This window comes from Pseudomonas sp. ASL4 (assembly GCF_056680395.1).
Genome location: NZ_CM155280.1, coordinates 5154708 through 5170691 on the forward strand (window position 1 = coordinate 5154708; position 15984 = coordinate 5170691).

Below are 15984 nucleotides of genomic sequence, written 5' to 3' on the forward strand. Positions count from 1 at the left end.
CACCGATTCGCTGCCGACGCGACGCAAAGCGCACACGCTTACCTCGCAGCAGCGAATCCCCGCTCCAGATCCTCGATCAACGCTTCGACATCTTCCAGCCCGATATGCAAGCGCAGCACCGGATTCAGTGCGCGATCCTGTGCGCTGTCACGTTCCTTGAGTTCAGCGACGGTGATCAGGCTTTCATAGCCGCCCCAAGAAGCACCCAACCCGAACAGCTGAAGCCCGTCGATGAAACGTTCGACGTAGCTCGCGTTGGCGTCGTGCAGCTCGAACGAGAGCAAACCATTGCTGCCCTTGAAGTCACGCTGCCACACGTCATGGCCGGGGTGATCGGGCAATGCCGGGTGGAACACCCGTTTCACCTGCGGATGAGCCTGCAACCAGTGTGCGATTTCCAGGGCCTGGCGTTCATGAACATCCAGGCGTGACGCCAGGGTTCGGGCGCCGCGCAGCACCAGGTAGGCGTCATCGGGGCTGACAGCGCTGCCGAAGGCGTCGCTCATGGCCGCCAGCGGTTGCCAGGCTTCTTGCCGGGTGCAGACACTGCCCATGACCACGTCGCTGTGACCGCTCACGTATTTGGTCAGCGCCATGATCGAGATGTCGGCACCGAGGGTCAGCGGTCGATACAAGTAGCCTGAGCCCCACGTATTGTCCACGGCCAGCAAGATGCCGCGCGGCTTGCACAGGGCGGCGATGGCCGGCAGGTCGCAGAGTTCGTACAACAGCGAACCAGGCACTTCGGTGTAGACCATTTTGGTGTTGGCTTGCAGCTGCATGTGCAGGTCGCGGGCGTCAGGCGCGAAGTAGCTGACCTGAATGCCGAACGGCTGTAGAAACTCTCGGGCCAGGCGCCTTACCGGCGAGTAGACCGCGTCGGTGATCAGCACATGGTCGCCGGGCCGCAGGTAGGCCAGGAACGTCTGGGCGACCGCTGCCAGGCCGGTGCCAAACAAGCGGGTGCGATAACCGCCCTCAAGTTCGGTGACCAGATCTTCCAGGGCGAATGCCGTTGGGTTGCCGCGAGCGCCATAGCTCAGCACTCGCTCATGGTCGCGCCGGGAACGGGCGTCACGCATTTGCGCGAGGTTGTCGAACAGCACCGTACTTAACCGCGTGACGGGGACGTTGACGGCGCGACCGCCATTGCCCTTTTCGGTGCGTGCCAAATGAATGAGCTGGGTACGAACCCTGGACTTTTTCTCTTGCAGCGGCTTTAAGCTGGCGATTTCGTCTTCGCTCATTTGCGCCAGCAAACCGATCTCCCAGGCCAGGTATTGCCGCGCCGCATCCTTGTTGCCGGAGTGGCGGTCGTGGGTGAAGAACAGGAAATCGATGCACTGTTCATTGAGCGGTGTATTGACCGTTTCCTCCACCGCGAAACCCGCCGCGCGCCAGGCGTCGAGGCCACCGTCCAGCAGCCGGGTTTGCTGGCGTTGGTATTCGGGCAATTCCAGTGCCGCGAAAGCCGCCAGTTGCGGATCGTCGGCCAGCAGCACCAATGGCCGCAATTCACCGGCGACCTCGGCTGCGAGCAACGAACGGATCGACCAACGCGCCCCGCCGATATGACCTTTGCGATAGCTCATGCTCGGGCGCAAATCAATCAGTGCAACGGCGGCGTCCCTCAGCGCATCGGCCAATGCCTGGACGCTGATCAATGGCAACACTTCAGGTGCGGCGACTTCGAGTACTGGCAATGCCAAAGAACTGCTCGCACCGCCCTCAAGCACATACGCCTCATGCCCCAACTGACGCAGCCAACTGGCCACAATCGGCGCCCGCACGCCATCGCTGTCGATCAGCACCAACCGTGCCTGGCGCACGCCGACATACAAATCAGCGGACTGAATCAACTGCCCACCCGGCGTGTGTTGCGCGCCCGGCAGGCTGCCGGCGGCAAACTCCTCGGCAGTGCGCACATCACACAGAAACAGGCTGCGACCGGCATCCCTTGACCACTGCTCAACCTGTGTCGCCGCCACGGTTTTCACTCCAGCCTTTTGCGCCAGTTGCGCGGCGGCCAACCGCTGAGCCGGCAAGGCATCAGATGACACCTCATCGGCATAGCGCCGTGTGCTGCCATGCTCCAACTGAAAATCTTCCAGATACCAACCCTGTGTCCCGTTCTCCAGCGCATACACCGGGTTCTTCACCCCCAGGTTAATCAGCGTCTGCGCGCCAATAATGCTGCGGGTTCGACCGGCGCAATTGATCACAATCGGCGTGCTCTCGTCCGGCACCAGATCGTGGACGCGATAGCCCAGTTCGCCATTCGGGCAGCAGACCGAGCCGGGAATGGTCATCTTGCGATACTCATCGAACGGCCGACCGTCGAGCACCACCAACGGTTCGCCCCGGGCCTGCCATTGGGCCAACTCCGTGGCGGTGATATGCGGCGTATGGCTGGCCTCCTCCACCAACTCACCAAATGCCTTGGACGGCACGTGCACCCCGGCAAACAGTTGAAAACCGGCGGCCTGCCAGCCATCGGCACCTCCCTCCAGGACGTGCACGCGGCCATAACCCAATGCCTGCAAACGCTGGGCCGCACGCGCCGCAACGCCGCCGCCATCCTGGTCGTAGATCACCAGCCGCACTTGTGGATTCGGCGCCAGACGCCGGACCTCCAACTCCAGGCGGCTGTAGGGCAGGTTCACCCCGAAAAACAGATGGGCTTCGCCATATTGACCATGCTCACGCACGTCAAACAGGGCAATTTCCTGCCCGTCGAACAGCCACTGCTGCAATTGCCCTGGAGTTACGGTCTGGCTCATGGGAGTCCCGCTAGAAAAATAGAGTTATTGAAGCGCGAGGGAGCGCTCATTGGCGGCGATTTCTCGGCCCTTGGCATAGGCGCGTTGAATGGCCGGACGGGCCTTGAGGCGTTCGCGCCAGACGTGGATATGCGGAAAGTCCGCCAGGTCCTGCCCCTGACGCAACGGCTGAATCCACGGGAAGATCGCCATGTCGGCAATGGAGTAGTCACCCGCCACATACGGCACCTCGGACAACCGCGTTTCCAGTACCCGATACAGGCGCGTCGCCTCGGCATTCAGCAGGTCGAGGGCGAACGGGATCGGCTCGGGCGCCTTCTCCTTGAACAGCTGCAACTGGCTCAGGTAGGGCGTGACATGCCCGACCTGCCAGAACAGCCATTCCTGAACCTTTTGCCGCTCGGCACTGCCCGCAACCGGCAGAAAACGCCCGGCCTTGTCGGCCAGATAATTGAGAATGGCACCGGACTCGAACAGGCTCAGCGGCGCGTCCAGACCCTGCGGTGCCTGATCGACAATCGCCGGAATCCGCCCATTCGCGCTGATGCGCTGGAACGCCGCCTGCTTCTGCTCGCCTTCGCGGATGTTGATCGGCAGCACGCGGTACGCATGCCCGAGTTCTTCGAGCAGGATGCCGATCTTCAGCCCATTGCCGGTGGGCCAGTAATACAAATCGATCATGCGTAGGCCTTGATCGACGGCGCCATTTGCGAGGCGTTGTAGTTGAGAATCCGCCCGTCGGTGTCCACACCGTAGCGGCCGTTGAGCGATTCCAGCGGCAGGCCATAGAGGTGGAAATGCAGAGTCGCGTGCTCGCCTTCGACACGGATGCCATGCAGGTCTTCGCCCAGGAACGAGATCGACGTGCCGGGCTGCACGATGACTTCTTTTTCCAGGTGCAGCGTGGTGAAGCCAGGTTCGCGACCTTCGTCGCTGCGACCGTAGACGAAGTTGATTTCCTGGCCTTCTACGGCGCTGATGATCGCCCAGGTTTCGTGGTTGTGCGGTAGCGTACTTTTGCCCGGCAGCAGCGAGTTCAAGTACAGCGTCGGCGTGTCGCCATCGTCATTGAGACGGTAGCGGAACGCGGTGCTGCCCTGCCCCGGCACCGGCGCCGGGAACGCGTCGAAGTTGAACAGATCCCGGCGCTCGGCCAGGTCTTCGAGCAAGGCAACGATTTCAACCAGTGCGGCGCGGTCGACGCCCCGTTGATTGATCACACGGATTTTCTTGAGGAAATCCTCAATGACGACGGCACGGTTATCGGTACTCATGAATTAGCTCCTCGGTGTTACACGGACAGGCTATAGCGGCTCAGGTTGGTCAACAGATACGGATCATTGGCAGTCGCCGGGCGACGGCCCGGGTCACCCAGCGCATGGCGCAAAAACTCCTGGGTTCGTTCGCTGCTCGGGTGCTGAAAGATTTGCGCGGCGCTGCCGTGTTCGACGATTACGCCGTTTTCAGTGAAGTAGACGATGTCGCTGATTTCTTCGGCAAAGCGCATTTCGTGGGTCACCAGCACGCAGGTCATGCCCTCTTCGGTCAGCTCGCGAATCACCGTCAGCACCTCGCCAACGGTTTCCGGATCGAGGGCCGAAGTCACTTCATCGAACAGAATCAGTTCCGGGCGCATGGCCAAGGCGCGGGCAATCGCCACTCGCTGCTGCTGGCCGCCGGACAACTGCCCTGGATAGGCATCGGCCTTGTGTTCCATGCGCACTTTGGCGAGCAAGGCCCGGGCTTCTTTCTCGGCATCGATCCGGCTGCGACCCAAGACCTTGCGTGGCGCAATCACCAGGTTTTCCAGCACCGACAGATGCGGAAACAGGTTGTACTGCTGGAACACAAACCCCACGCGCTTGCGCAACTCGATGCGCTGGGCTTCCTTGGCCAGGGTGTGCACCTCGGTGGCGCCGACGCGGATGCTGCCGCGCTGGGGCTGCAACAGGCCGGTGATGCAACGCAGGATGGTCGACTTGCCGGAACCGGACGGGCCGATGATCGACACGGCCTCGCCGCGATGGACGTCGAGGTCGATGCCCTTGAGCACCGGGTTGGCGCCGAACGACAAGTGTAGGTCGCGCAGGCTGACCAGGGGCTCGGCGACGGTTTCAATAGAAGGCATAACGTCGCTCCAGGCGTTGGGTCAGTCGGGAAATCGGGTAGCAATAAGCAAAGAACAACACCAGCAGGCTCAGGTAAATCACCACGGTGAAACCGGTCATGTTTACGGTGTTGCTGGCGATCTGCGCGGTGTCGATCACGTCATGCACGCCCACCAGGGATGCCAGCGCGGTGCCCATGGTGATGACCGCGTAGAGGTTCATCCACGGCGGCAACATCCGCTTGAAGCACTGCGGCAGGATGATCGAACGGAAAATCTGCCCACGGGTGAAGGCCAGGGAACGCGCGGCTTCCCATTGGGTGCTGGGGATCGAGGCAATGGCACCACGGAAGATTTCCGCAACGTTGGCGCTCGCCGGCAAGGCCAGGCCAATGGTGACTTTGACCCAGTCCGGAAACGAGACGTAGGTGCTGCCGATCTTGATCTCGAACGGGAACACATAGGTGGTGAAATAGATCAGCACCAGCCACGGCGCATTGCGGAAAATCTGCACCCAAATCTGTGCCGGCAGTCGCAACAGCCTTAGCGGCGACACGGCCAATGCGCCCACCAGCAATCCCAGCAGCGAGCCCAAGCCGATCGCCACCAAACTGATCAAAATGTTCTGGCCAAAGCCCACGACCAGCGCCGGCGACCATTGCAGCAAGGCCTTGAACACCGGGCTTTGCGGGGCGAAGTACAGCAGCCAGAACACAGCAACCGCCAACAGCAGCAGTTTGCCGACATGCCGACGCGGCCAGGCCAGCGGCGCGCTGACGGACGATTCAATGGCCATAGCCGGGCATCCTCAGGCGCGCTTCGAGCAGGCGCCCCACACAGTTGACGATAAAACTCAGCAAGCCGAAAAAGGTCAGGATCAGGATCATCAGTTCCAGCACGTTATCGCTTTGGGTCCAGATCATGATCGCCGCGTAGGTGATGTCCCCGACGGCAATCGCCGAGGCGACAGCGGTCATTTTCACCAGGTCGATCAGGTTATTGATCAGCGACGGCAAAGCAAAGCGCAGGGCCAGCGGTAGCTGCACGTTCCAGAGCAATTGACGACTGCTGAATGCCAGGGAGCTGGCGGCTTCCAGCGTCACCGCCGGCACCGCTTCAATGCCGGCGCGCAGGGCTTCGGCGTGGAACGCGCCCTTGTGCAGCGAGATCACAATCACCACCCAGGCGAACGGTGTCAGCGGGTTGGCCGTGCCGACGGCTTGAGTCAGCAGCATGTTCAACACCAGGAACGCGCAATACAGCTGCACCAGCGTCGGGGTGTTGCGGGTCACTTCGATGAAGACCCGCGCCGGTGTCGCCAGCCAGGGTTTGCCCGAGGTCAACATTGCCGCTAACCCGACACCGGCCAACAGACTGCCGACGATGGTGAACAGGCACAGCAACGCCGTGGTCAGCGCGCCCTGCTCCAGCGTGCCGCGTTGATAGGCGTCCAGCAGAAAGCCGTAGTTCAGGCCAAACCCGGCGGTCCAGTGGACGAAAAGCTCCAACAGATGACTCATGCTTCGCCCCGCAATTGCCCGCAGGCGTAGGCGATGCGGCGTCCGGCCTCGGCAACGTTGTCGGTCGCGGTGGCGATGGACAGGCGAAACCACGGGGACAAGCCATAAGCGCTGCCCGCGACGCCAGCGACGCCCTCATCCAGCAAATACGCGACGACATCGGCGTCATTGTTGAGGCGTACACCGTCCGGGCGATAACGTCCCAACAGGCCTTCGCAGCGGACGAACACGAAAAAGCCGCCCTGAGGTTCAAGCACCTCGAGGCCATCCACTTTGCGTAAGGTGCTTACCAGCAGATCTCGTCGTTGCTGATACGCAGCGACCTGTGCCGACAAGAAATCCAGCCCACCGTCGAAGGCTGCCAACGCAGCGGCTTGCCCGACCGAGGAAGCGCCCGACGTCGATTGCGACTGCACGACCGCCATGGCACTGGTCAACGCCTGCGGCCCGGCACCAAAACCGATGCGCCAACCGGTCATGGCGTAGGTCTTGGACACACCGCCCACCAGCAGGCAGCGCGGTTGCAGATCCGGGGCGACGTTAAGCAGGCTCTGGGCCGGTTGACCGTCAAAGCGGATATGTTCGTAAAGCTCATCCAGCAGAATCAGCACCTGCGGATGCCGACGCAGCACCTCGGCCAACGCCTGCAACTCGCCGGCGCTGTACACCGCGCCGCTCGGATTGCCGGTGCCGTTGAGGATCAGCCAGCGCGTGCGCTCGCCAATGTGTTGTTCCAGTTGCTGCGGCGTCAGCTTGCAGCCCTGGGCCAACCCGCATTCGATGAATACCGGTTCGCCGCCATTGAAGCGCACGCTGTCCGGAAATGTCGGCCAGTACGGCGTTGGTACTAGCACTTCATCGCCGTCATCCAGGGTCGCGGCGAAAGCGTTGAAGATGATCTGTTTGGCGCCGTTGGCAATCACGATGGATTCCAATGGGTAATCCAGTCGATTCTCGCGCTGGAGTTTGCGCTGCACGGCGACCCGCAAGGCTTTGACGCCGGGCGTCGGCGTGTACTTGGTGGCGCCGGCCGCGATGGCGGCATAGGCGGCTTGCTTGATGTGCTCCGGGGTGTCGAAATCCGGCTCGCCGGTGGTCAGGTCGAGGATGTCGCGACCGGCGTCTCGCAACGCCGTGGCCTGGGATTTGGCCGCCGCATTGGCCGACAGCGACACGCGCTGCACGCGTTTGGACAGACGAAGAGTCATGGTTTTGGCACCTCCACAACCTTGCCCGGATTGAGCAGGTTTTTCGGGTCCAGTGCGTGCTTGATCCGCCGCATCAGATCGAGCTCCACCTGGCTTTTGTAGCGCTCCAGCAGTCCGACTTTGCGCTGGCCAATCCCGTGTTCGGCGCTGATGGAACCGCCGTGGGCGTGGGCGCTGTCGTGGACCAACAGACTGAGAGCGGCGTAATTAGCCATGTGCGCCTCGACCGTCGAACCCAGTGGATGAGCGACGTTGTAATGCAGATTGCCGTCGCCCAAATGGCCGAAGGTGAAATGCCGGACGCCGGGGAATTTTTTTTGCAACAGCGCGTCGGTGTGAGCGACAAATGCCACGACCTGGGAAATCGGCACCGAGATGTCGTGCTTCATGTTGCGACCGGCACGCTTCTGCGCCTCGCTCATGTTTTCCCGCAGCAACCACAGGCCCTCGCTCTGGGCCAGGCTTTCGGCGATCAGCGCATTGGCCAGCAGACTTTGCTCAAAGGCTTCGCCCAACACCGATTCAAACGCTTCGCGAGCATGGCTTTCACTGTGGTTGTCGGAGAGTTCCAGCAACGCAAACCACGGCTCGACGGCGCCGAGAAACGGCTGTGGACCTTGTGGAAACTGCTCACGCAACAACGCCAGGCAATCGGCGCTGAGCAATTCGAACGCGGTCAGGCTGGCGCCGAAACCGGCGCGGGCGTGGGACAGAAATTTCACGGCCTGTGCTAAAGAGTCGAAGGCCAGCAGCGCCGTGGCCTGGGCCTTGGGCAACGGGAAGAGCTTCAGGGTCGCGGCAGTGATAATGCCGAGGGTGCCTTCGCTGCCGATAAACAGGTCGCGCAGGTCGTAACCGGTGTTGTCCTTGCGCAAACCGCGCAGGCCATTCCAGATTTCGCCTTGGGCGGTGACCACTTCCAGCCCCAGAGTCAGCTCGCGGGTATTGCCATAACGCAGCACCGCCGTGCCACCAGCATTGGTCCCCAGATTGCCGCCGAGGGTGCAACTGCCTTCGGCGCCGAGGCTGAGAGGGAACAGGCGACCGGCGTCACGCGCCACGTCCTGCACGGTTTGCAAAATACAGCCGGCCTCGACGGTCAGGGTGTCGTTGTCGGTGTCCAGGTTGCGCACGCGGTTCAGCCGATCGAGCAACAACAGCACGGCGCGGCCGCTGCCGTCCGGAGTCGCGCCGCCCATCAAACCGGTGTTGCCGCCCTGCACCACCACCGGCGTGTCATTGGCCACGCAAGCGCGGACCACCGCCGCGACTTCCTCGGTGTTGGCCGGGTGCACGGCGGCAATTACTTGCCCCACGTAGCGACCCTGCTTGTCGGTCAGGTACGGCGCAGCGTCTTCATTGCTTTGCACATGACTGGCGCCGAGCAGTTGCTGCAAGATCTCGAACAACCCTTGGCTCATGGCTGAACCGCCAGCGGTTCGGCGTTGCGGTACTGTTCATGCAGGTCGCGCAGAGCCTGGGACGGCGCCATGCCGGTGCGTTCGCCCAACGCGATCAGCCAGCCGCTGCGGTGCCAGTCACGGACGATGGCATCCAGTTTGGCCTGGGTATCGTGCTCACCTTTGCGAATCCAGATCACCGAGTTCGACGGGATCAAATCCCCCGGCAACGGGATCTCGTAACCGGCCCATTCGGCATCACTCAACAACGCCTGCATGGTCGGGCTGACGTGCACCGCCGCCACGCAGCCATTGCCCCGCAGCGACAACAGCGATTCCGACTGACTGCGGAACGCCTTGATCTCGGCGCCGTAGGTTTCCTGCAACGGCTTGATGAAGTTGCTGCCTTGGGACACGCACACGGGCTTGCCCTTCAGATCAGCCCACTGGGTGATGCCCGAGCCCTTGCGAATCAACGCAGCGCCGCCGACTTCTTCATAAGGCGTGGGCACGTAGTCGAGAATCTCGGCACGCTCTTCGGTGAACTGCATGTTGGCGATCAGGATGTCGACCTTGCCCTGTTGCAGGAACTGCACACGGTTCGGCGCGAGCACCGAAACGGTCTTGGTTTCGACGCCCAGCGCCTTGCCTATGCCCTTGGCCAGTTCAACGTTATAGCCCAGGTGTTCGCCGGTCTTCGGGTCAATGGTGCCGAACGGCGGACCGCTGAGAATCACTCCGACGCTGATGACGTGGCGTTGCTCGATTTTGTCCAGTGTGGCGTCGGCCTGGGCCAGGCTGGCGGCCAGTGCGGCACACCCGGCGAGGCATAGGGTGGTCAGGGTTTTAGCGGAAAAAAGAGGCTTCATGCACAGCTACCTTGAGCGTTGGTCGGTTAAAAACGATGAACCGGCCTCAGGCGCCGTTGGCCTGGAACTGTTTCTGCAACTCGACCAGCGCCGGGGATGCCGGGGTGATGTGGTTACGGGTTTGAGCCTCGATCAACCAGCCGCTGCGGTGCAGCGCCTTGATGATCGGGTCGAGTCTGGCCTGGGTGTCGCTTTCGCCACGGCGGGTCCAGATCACCGACGGCGCCGGGTTGAGTTCCGGTTCGAGGGCGCGATAGCCCTGCCATTCGGCGGTGTCGGCAAGCAACGGGTTGATCAGCGTGGCGTCGTGCACAGCCGCAACGCAGTTGTTGCCGCGCAGGGCTAGCAAGGATTCGGACGAGCTCTTGAACGCTTTGATCTCGGCGCCCAAATCGGTCAGCGGCTTGACGTAGCTACTGCCTTGGGAGGTGCAGACCGGTTGGTTCTTCAGGTCTTCCCAACGGGTGATTTTGCTGTCCTTGAGCACGGCGGCGGTGCCGCCGACGCGGTAGAACGGGGTCGGCACAAAGCCGAGGATCTCACCGCGTTCAGTGGTCCATTCCATGTTGGCGATCAGCAAATCGACTTTGCCCTGCTGCAGAAACTGCACGCGGTTGGCCGGCAGGACCGGCACCAGTTGCACTTCGACGCCAAGCTGGCGTCCCAGCTCCTCAGCGAGGTCGACATTCAAGCCGCGAGGCTTTTGGCTGGAGGGATCTATCGCACCAAAGGGCCCGCCGGACAGCAGCACGCCGACCACTAACACGTGGCGTTGCTGGATCTTGTCCAGCGTGGCATCGGCCTGCGCGGCGCTGATGCCCGACAAGGAAATCAACGCGCCCAGCACCACAGGCAACAATCGTTTAACGGGTGAGCGCTCGAGCAACATGGATTTCCCCTCATGGATGATCGGCGTACCCCGACCTGATGAGTGGCATCCTAGGTACAGCGCTCAGGCAACGGAAATGCAAATATCTAATATCGTTATAACTCGGAAGGTTTTACTTTTTAGCAAAACGCTTATATCGCCGTGTTTGCGGGCGCTAAACACGACTCAAGAAAATCCATTTCTCCGAACACATAAAAATATGTAATGTTTATGTTCGTGCCCTTGATATAAAAGCAGCCTCCATGTCGACCCTGCCTACCCTCGATCTCGAATTACTGCGTACCTTCATAGCGGTGGTCGATCACCACAGTTTTGCCGAAGCCGGCGCGCAGCTGGACCGCACGCAATCGTCAGTCACCCAGCACATGCAGCGGCTGGAACAACAGGTGGGCGTGAGCCTGTTCGAAAAGCGCGGCCGGCAAAAACAACTCACGGAAGCGGGTCAGCAGTTGCTACGTCATGCCCGGCAAATGCTTTCGCTCAATGACGACGCGCTGAACTCCTTGCGCGAAAGCAGCTTGAGCGGCGTGCTGCGTATCGGCTCGCCCCATGACATCGCCGACACCATCCTGCCGCCGATGCTCAGCCACATAGCCCGCTCGGCACCGCGCTTGCGCCTGGAGATCGATGTCGGGCGCAGTCCCTTCCTGATGGAAGACCTGCACCGGGGCAAGGTCGACATGGTGATTTCCACTCGCGCGGATCCGACTCTCGAAGGCTTCGCCCTGCGCACCTCGCCGGTGTGGTGGATTTGCTCGGCGCAGTACATTCACAACCCCAGTGAACCGTTGCCGCTGATCCTGGTGGATGAACCGAGCATCTATCGGCGCTATGCATTGGAAGCGCTGGAACGCGCGAACATTCCCTGGCGCCAGGCGTACCTGGCGTCGAACCTGATTGGCATCAAGGCTGCGACCCGTGCAGGGTTGGGCGTGACCCCGAGAAGCATGGAAATGCTCGGGCCGGACATGCGGGTATTGGGGGAAAACGATGGGTTGCCGCGGTTGCCGGACGTGACATATCACTTGTGGATTCGGCCGAATACGGTGAACCCGTTGGTGCGCCGGGCTTACGAGTTGATCAAAAGCAATCAAGGGCACTAACAGCACAAAACAAAACAAATGTGGGAGCTAGCTTGCTCGCGAAGAGGCCGTGTCAGTCGACATTAATGTTGAATGACACACCGCTTTCGCGAGCAAGCTCGCTCCCACAGTGGTTTGGGGGTCGCTCACAAATATCCGGTTCAACCTGCTCCCACAGGGTACTGCGTTACTTCAGTGCCAATAGATCAACAACACTTCGGCCCAGCCTTACTGCCGTAACGCGCTTCCTGACGTTCCCGAAAGAACATCTCGTAGCTCATCACCGGTTTGTCCGGGTGTTTGGTTTGCATATGCTCGACGTAGTTGTCGTAGTCGGGCATGCCGACCATCAGGCGCGCGGCCTGACCGAGGTATTTACCGAGGCGACTCAGGTCATTGAACATCGTTGCAATCCTTGATCACGCATCCGGCACAGCCTGGAACGGTGATTCTTTATCCGTACGTTCCTTGCTGCCCCAAGCCGAAATCCCGACCTTGAGCGCATAGAACAGGATGCTGAACACCACGAACAGGAACAGCGCTGTCAGCGTTGCGTTGGTGTAGGCGTTCCAGATCACGTGTTGCATCTGATTGATGTCCTTGGCCGGCGCGAGGATCTGACCGTTGGCCAGGGCATCGCTGTATTTCTTGGCCAGGGCCAGGAAGCCAATCGCCGGGTTGGCGTCGAACAACTTAATGAAACCGGCGGTGGTGGTGCAAATCAGCAACCACGCGGCCGGCAACAAAGTCACCCAGATGTAGCGTTGACGTTTCATTTTGATCAGGACGACGGTGGCGAGCATCAGCGCGATACCAGCGAGCATCTGGTTAGAGATACCGAACAACGGCCACAAGGTGTTGATGCCACCGAGCGGATCGATCACGCCTTGATAAAGCAAGTAACCCCACATCGCCACGCAACCGGCAGTCGCGATCAGGTTGGCGGTCCAGGATTCCGTTCGTTTGAGCGCCGGAACGAAGGAGCCGAGCAAATCCTGAAGCATGAAGCGTCCGGCCCGCGTGCCGGCGTCGACGGCGGTCAGGATGAACAGCGCTTCAAACAGGATCGCGAAGTGGTACCAGAACGCCATGGTGTTTTCACCCGGCAACACACTGTGCAGGATCTGCGCAATGCCGACTGCCAGCGTTGGTGCACCGCCGGCGCGAGCCAGTACGGTGGTTTCACCAATGTCCTTGGCCACCAATTGCAGGGCTTCCGGGGTAATCGCAAAGCCCCAACTGCTGACGGTTTGCGCCACAGTCACCACGTCACTACCGACCACGGCGGCCGGGCTATTCATGGCGAAGTACACGCCCGGCTCGATCACCGAAGCGGCAACCATCGCCATGATGGCAACGAAGGATTCCATCAACATGCCGCCATAACCGATGTAACGGGCATGGCCTTCACTGGCGAGCAATTTCGGTGTGGTGCCGGAAGCGATCAGCGCGTGGAAACCCGAAACCGCGCCACAAGCGATAGTGATGAACAGGAACGGGAACAACCCGCCCTTCCATACTGGACCGGTGCCGTCGATAAATTGGGTCAGCGCCGGCATTTTCAGCTCGGGCATGGTGATCAGAATCCCAACCGCCAACGCCAGGATGGTGCCGATTTTCAGGAAGGTCGACAGGTAGTCGCGTGGCGCCAGGATCAGCCACACCGGCAGCACCGCCGCGACAAAGCCATAACCGATCAGCATCCAGGTAATCTGAATCCCGGTGAAGCTAAACACTTTGGCCCACACCGGATCAGCAGCAATCTGCCCGCCCACGAAGATCGAACCGAGCAGCAACGCCACGCCGATCACCGAGATTTCACCAATGCGGCCCGGACGGATGTAGCGCATGTAAATGCCCATGAACATCGCGATCGGGATGGTCGCCATCACGGTGAACATGCCCCACGGGCTATCGGCCAGGGCCTTGACCACGATCAGCGCCAGCACCGCAAGGATGATGATCATGATCAGGAAGCAGCCGAACAGCGCGATGGTGCCAGGGATGCGGCCCATTTCTTCACGGACCATGTCGCCCAGCGAGCGACCGTTGCGGCGGGTGGACATGAACAGGACCATGAAGTCCTGAACCGCGCCGGCGAACACCACACCGGCAATCAGCCACAGTGTGCCGGGCAGGTAGCCCATCTGCGCTGCCAACACCGGACCGACCAAAGGCCCGGCACCAGCGATGGCTGCAAAGTGGTGACCGAAAAGGATGTGTTTGTTGGTCGGGACGTAGTCCAGACCATCGTTGTTAAGTACGGCGGGGGTCGCTCGATTGGGATCGAGTTCCATCACCCTATTGGCGATGAACAGGCTGTAATAGCGGTAGGCAACAAGGTAGATGGCGATGGCGGCGACGACAATCCAAAGGGCGTTGATCGCTTCGCCGCGGCGCAAGGCCACGACACTCAGCGCAAACGCTCCAATGACAGCCACGACAAACCAGGCGAGGTGTTTAACCAGACGGGTCATTGCGTGTCTCCTGCCGGCAGTCCGATAGGCCGCGGCGATAATTTTTATAATGGTGCCCGTTATGCGAGCCTGCCTAATATCCGCGCATGTCGCCATCAGTGAAATCCGCAGTACTACGTAAGGCCCTTCTACGTAGTACTACGCAGATCGGTTTTATCCATTAGTCCGACGGCTCTTTACGCTGGCGAAGTGAAGGTCTTTTTGGCCTATCATGCCCCCACCACGACACCCGCCAACGGCCCTGCCGCACCGTCGCCCGGTCTGGACAGGAGTAGATATGCAGCTCAAACACAAAATTGTTGCCCTCGGTATCCTGCCGCTGATCCTGGCGATTGCGGTTATTTGCGCGCTGGTCATCGTCCAGAATCGACAGCTCGGCGAACAGCAGGCGCAGTTGATCGAAGACAGCATCCTCGCCAGTAAACGCGCGGAGTTGAAAAACTACGTAGAAATGGCCAAGAGCCTGATCGAGCCGCTGTATGCCGATGGCAAGGGTGACGAAGCGGCACAGCAGCGCGTGCTCGAAGAACTGCGCAAACTCAGCTTCGGCATCGACGGTTACTTCTTCGTTTATGACCGCCAGGGTCGCAGCCTGATGCACGCGCGGCAGTCCGAGCTGGTCGGCAAATACCTTTGGAACATGACCGACCCGCACGGTTTGCCGGTGATTCAAGCCTTGCTGAAAAGCGCAGAATCCGGCGCCGGTTTCCAACGTTACGCCTGGAAAAAACCCTCGACCGGCGCGGTCACCGACAAGCTCGCCTACGTGGTGATGCTGGACCGTTGGGGCTGGATGCTCGGCACTGGTATCTACCTCGAAGACATCGAGCAAGCCACCCAACAAGCCCGCGATGAAGTCGCCCAAGGTATCCACGGCACCATGCTGGCAATCGCCGCCGTCGCGCTGATTGCCGTGCTGCTGGTGTTTATCAGCGGCATGACATTGAACGTCAGCGAACATCGCCTGGCCGACAAAAAGCTCCAGCGACTCAACCAGCGCATCGTCAGCTTGCAGGAAGAAGAACGCTCGCGGGTCTCCCGCGAACTGCATGACGGCATCAGTCAGTTGCTGGTTTCCATCAAGTTTCAGTTCGAGTTGGCCAGCCACCTGATCGAGGCCGGTCGGGACAATGGCCTGAATATTTTGCGTGAAGCCACCGAGCGCCTCGGTAGTGCCATTGGCGAGGTTCGGAGCATCTCCCATGACTTGCGCTCATCGCTGCTCGACACCCTGGGCCTGCCCGCCGCCATGGGGCAGTTGGCCGCTGAGTTCCAGCAGCGCAGTGGTTTGCAGGTGAATTATGAAAGCGACTTGGTGGATTGTGATCTGGTAGACGGCGCGGCCGTGGCCCTGTTCCGCATCGCCCAGGAAGGCCTGACCAATATTGAACGGCATGCCCAGGCCAGCACGGTGTCGATCACGCTGCAAGGATCGGCGCAGGCATTGCGCTTGATCGTCGTGGATGACGGCATCGGTTTTAACGTCAATCGAGTCGAACGCCTGAACGCCGGCATCGGCCTGCGCAATATCCGTGAACGGGTCGAGCATTTTGGTGGCCGGTTCGACCTTCATTCAACGCCGGGCCGAAGCGAGCTGAACGTTCTGCTGCCCATGAGTGTGACGGCCACCTGAAGCCGATCACCGTCACACA

14 protein-coding genes are annotated in these 15984 nt (G+C 60.8%); 2 read left to right on the top strand and 12 right to left on the bottom strand.

From position 1 onward, the window contains the following. Nucleotides 1-38 precede the first annotated feature (38 nt). Genes metC through AC1MEW_RS23275 form a run of 10 tightly spaced genes read right to left on the bottom strand, consistent with a single transcriptional unit; the run spans nt 39 to nt 10773 of the window. Entirely contained in the window at nt 39-2780 is a 2742-nt protein-coding gene (metC, locus tag AC1MEW_RS23230) for a cystathionine beta-lyase (RefSeq protein ID WP_480423745.1), read from the bottom strand. Between the two features lie 24 nt (nt 2781-2804). Beyond that, the gene (locus tag AC1MEW_RS23235) at nt 2805-3461 is read right to left on the bottom strand and encodes a glutathione S-transferase N-terminal domain-containing protein (protein ID WP_201257008.1); all 657 of its coding nucleotides are present in this window, start codon (nt 3459-3461) and stop codon (nt 2805-2807) included. Then, nucleotides 3458-4054: a cysteine dioxygenase family protein gene (locus tag AC1MEW_RS23240; RefSeq protein WP_201257009.1), complete on the bottom strand. Its 597-nt coding sequence runs from the start codon at nt 4052-4054 to the stop codon at nt 3458-3460. The genes AC1MEW_RS23235 and AC1MEW_RS23240 overlap by 4 nt, the downstream gene beginning before the upstream one ends. Before the next feature lie 17 nt (nt 4055-4071). Then, nucleotides 4072-4908, bottom strand: a complete 837-nt coding sequence (locus AC1MEW_RS23245) for an amino acid ABC transporter ATP-binding protein (protein ID WP_322268276.1) — start codon at nt 4906-4908, stop codon at nt 4072-4074. Continuing rightward, complete coding sequence (locus AC1MEW_RS23250) at nt 4895-5683, bottom strand: amino acid ABC transporter permease (protein ID WP_201257011.1); 789 nt, start codon at nt 5681-5683, stop codon at nt 4895-4897. Before AC1MEW_RS23250 ends, AC1MEW_RS23245 begins: the two co-directional genes overlap by 14 nt. Further along, nucleotides 5673-6407, bottom strand: a complete 735-nt coding sequence (locus tag AC1MEW_RS23255) for an amino acid ABC transporter permease (RefSeq protein WP_201257012.1) — start codon at nt 6405-6407, stop codon at nt 5673-5675. The genes AC1MEW_RS23250 and AC1MEW_RS23255 overlap by 11 nt, the downstream gene beginning before the upstream one ends. Beyond that, complete coding sequence (locus AC1MEW_RS23260) at nt 6404-7615, bottom strand: aminotransferase class I/II-fold pyridoxal phosphate-dependent enzyme (RefSeq protein ID WP_480423746.1); 1212 nt, start codon at nt 7613-7615, stop codon at nt 6404-6406. Before AC1MEW_RS23260 ends, AC1MEW_RS23255 begins: the two co-directional genes overlap by 4 nt. Beyond that, entirely contained in the window at nt 7612-9036 is a 1425-nt protein-coding gene (locus AC1MEW_RS23265; protein WP_323570347.1) for an FAD-binding oxidoreductase, read from the bottom strand. The genes AC1MEW_RS23260 and AC1MEW_RS23265 overlap by 4 nt, the downstream gene beginning before the upstream one ends. Beyond that, nucleotides 9033-9884: a transporter substrate-binding domain-containing protein gene (locus AC1MEW_RS23270; protein ID WP_201257015.1), complete on the bottom strand. Its 852-nt coding sequence runs from the start codon at nt 9882-9884 to the stop codon at nt 9033-9035. Before AC1MEW_RS23270 ends, AC1MEW_RS23265 begins: the two co-directional genes overlap by 4 nt. Before the next feature lie 46 nt (nt 9885-9930). Further along, nucleotides 9931-10773 carry a transporter substrate-binding domain-containing protein gene (locus tag AC1MEW_RS23275; protein WP_480423747.1) on the bottom strand — a complete coding sequence of 281 codons (843 nt, stop codon included), beginning with the start codon at nt 10771-10773 and terminating at the stop codon, nt 9931-9933. A 242-nt stretch (nt 10774-11015) separates the two neighbouring features. On the opposite strand from AC1MEW_RS23275, the gene AC1MEW_RS23280 reads away from it, so the two are divergent. Continuing rightward, on the top strand, nt 11016-11876 hold the full coding sequence (locus tag AC1MEW_RS23280; RefSeq protein WP_201257017.1) for a LysR substrate-binding domain-containing protein: 861 nt from the start codon (nt 11016-11018) through the stop codon (nt 11874-11876). Nucleotides 11877-12061: 185 nt separating this feature from the next. Here the strand turns inward: AC1MEW_RS23280 and AC1MEW_RS23285 are convergent, their stop codons facing one another. Together AC1MEW_RS23285 and AC1MEW_RS23290 are read right to left on the bottom strand one after the other, a co-directional pair. Next, complete coding sequence (locus tag AC1MEW_RS23285) at nt 12062-12259, bottom strand: YbdD/YjiX family protein (RefSeq protein ID WP_201119648.1); 198 nt, start codon at nt 12257-12259, stop codon at nt 12062-12064. A 15-nt stretch (nt 12260-12274) separates the two neighbouring features. Next, nucleotides 12275-14332 (bottom strand): carbon starvation CstA family protein, encoded by a 2058-nt coding sequence (locus AC1MEW_RS23290; protein WP_323570349.1) that lies wholly within the window; start codon nt 14330-14332, stop codon nt 12275-12277. Between the two features lie 277 nt (nt 14333-14609). Between AC1MEW_RS23290 and AC1MEW_RS23295 the strand changes: the two genes are divergently transcribed. Next, entirely contained in the window at nt 14610-15965 is a 1356-nt protein-coding gene (locus AC1MEW_RS23295; RefSeq protein ID WP_201256086.1) for a cache domain-containing protein, read from the top strand. The last annotated feature ends 19 nt before the right edge of the window (nt 15966-15984 follow it).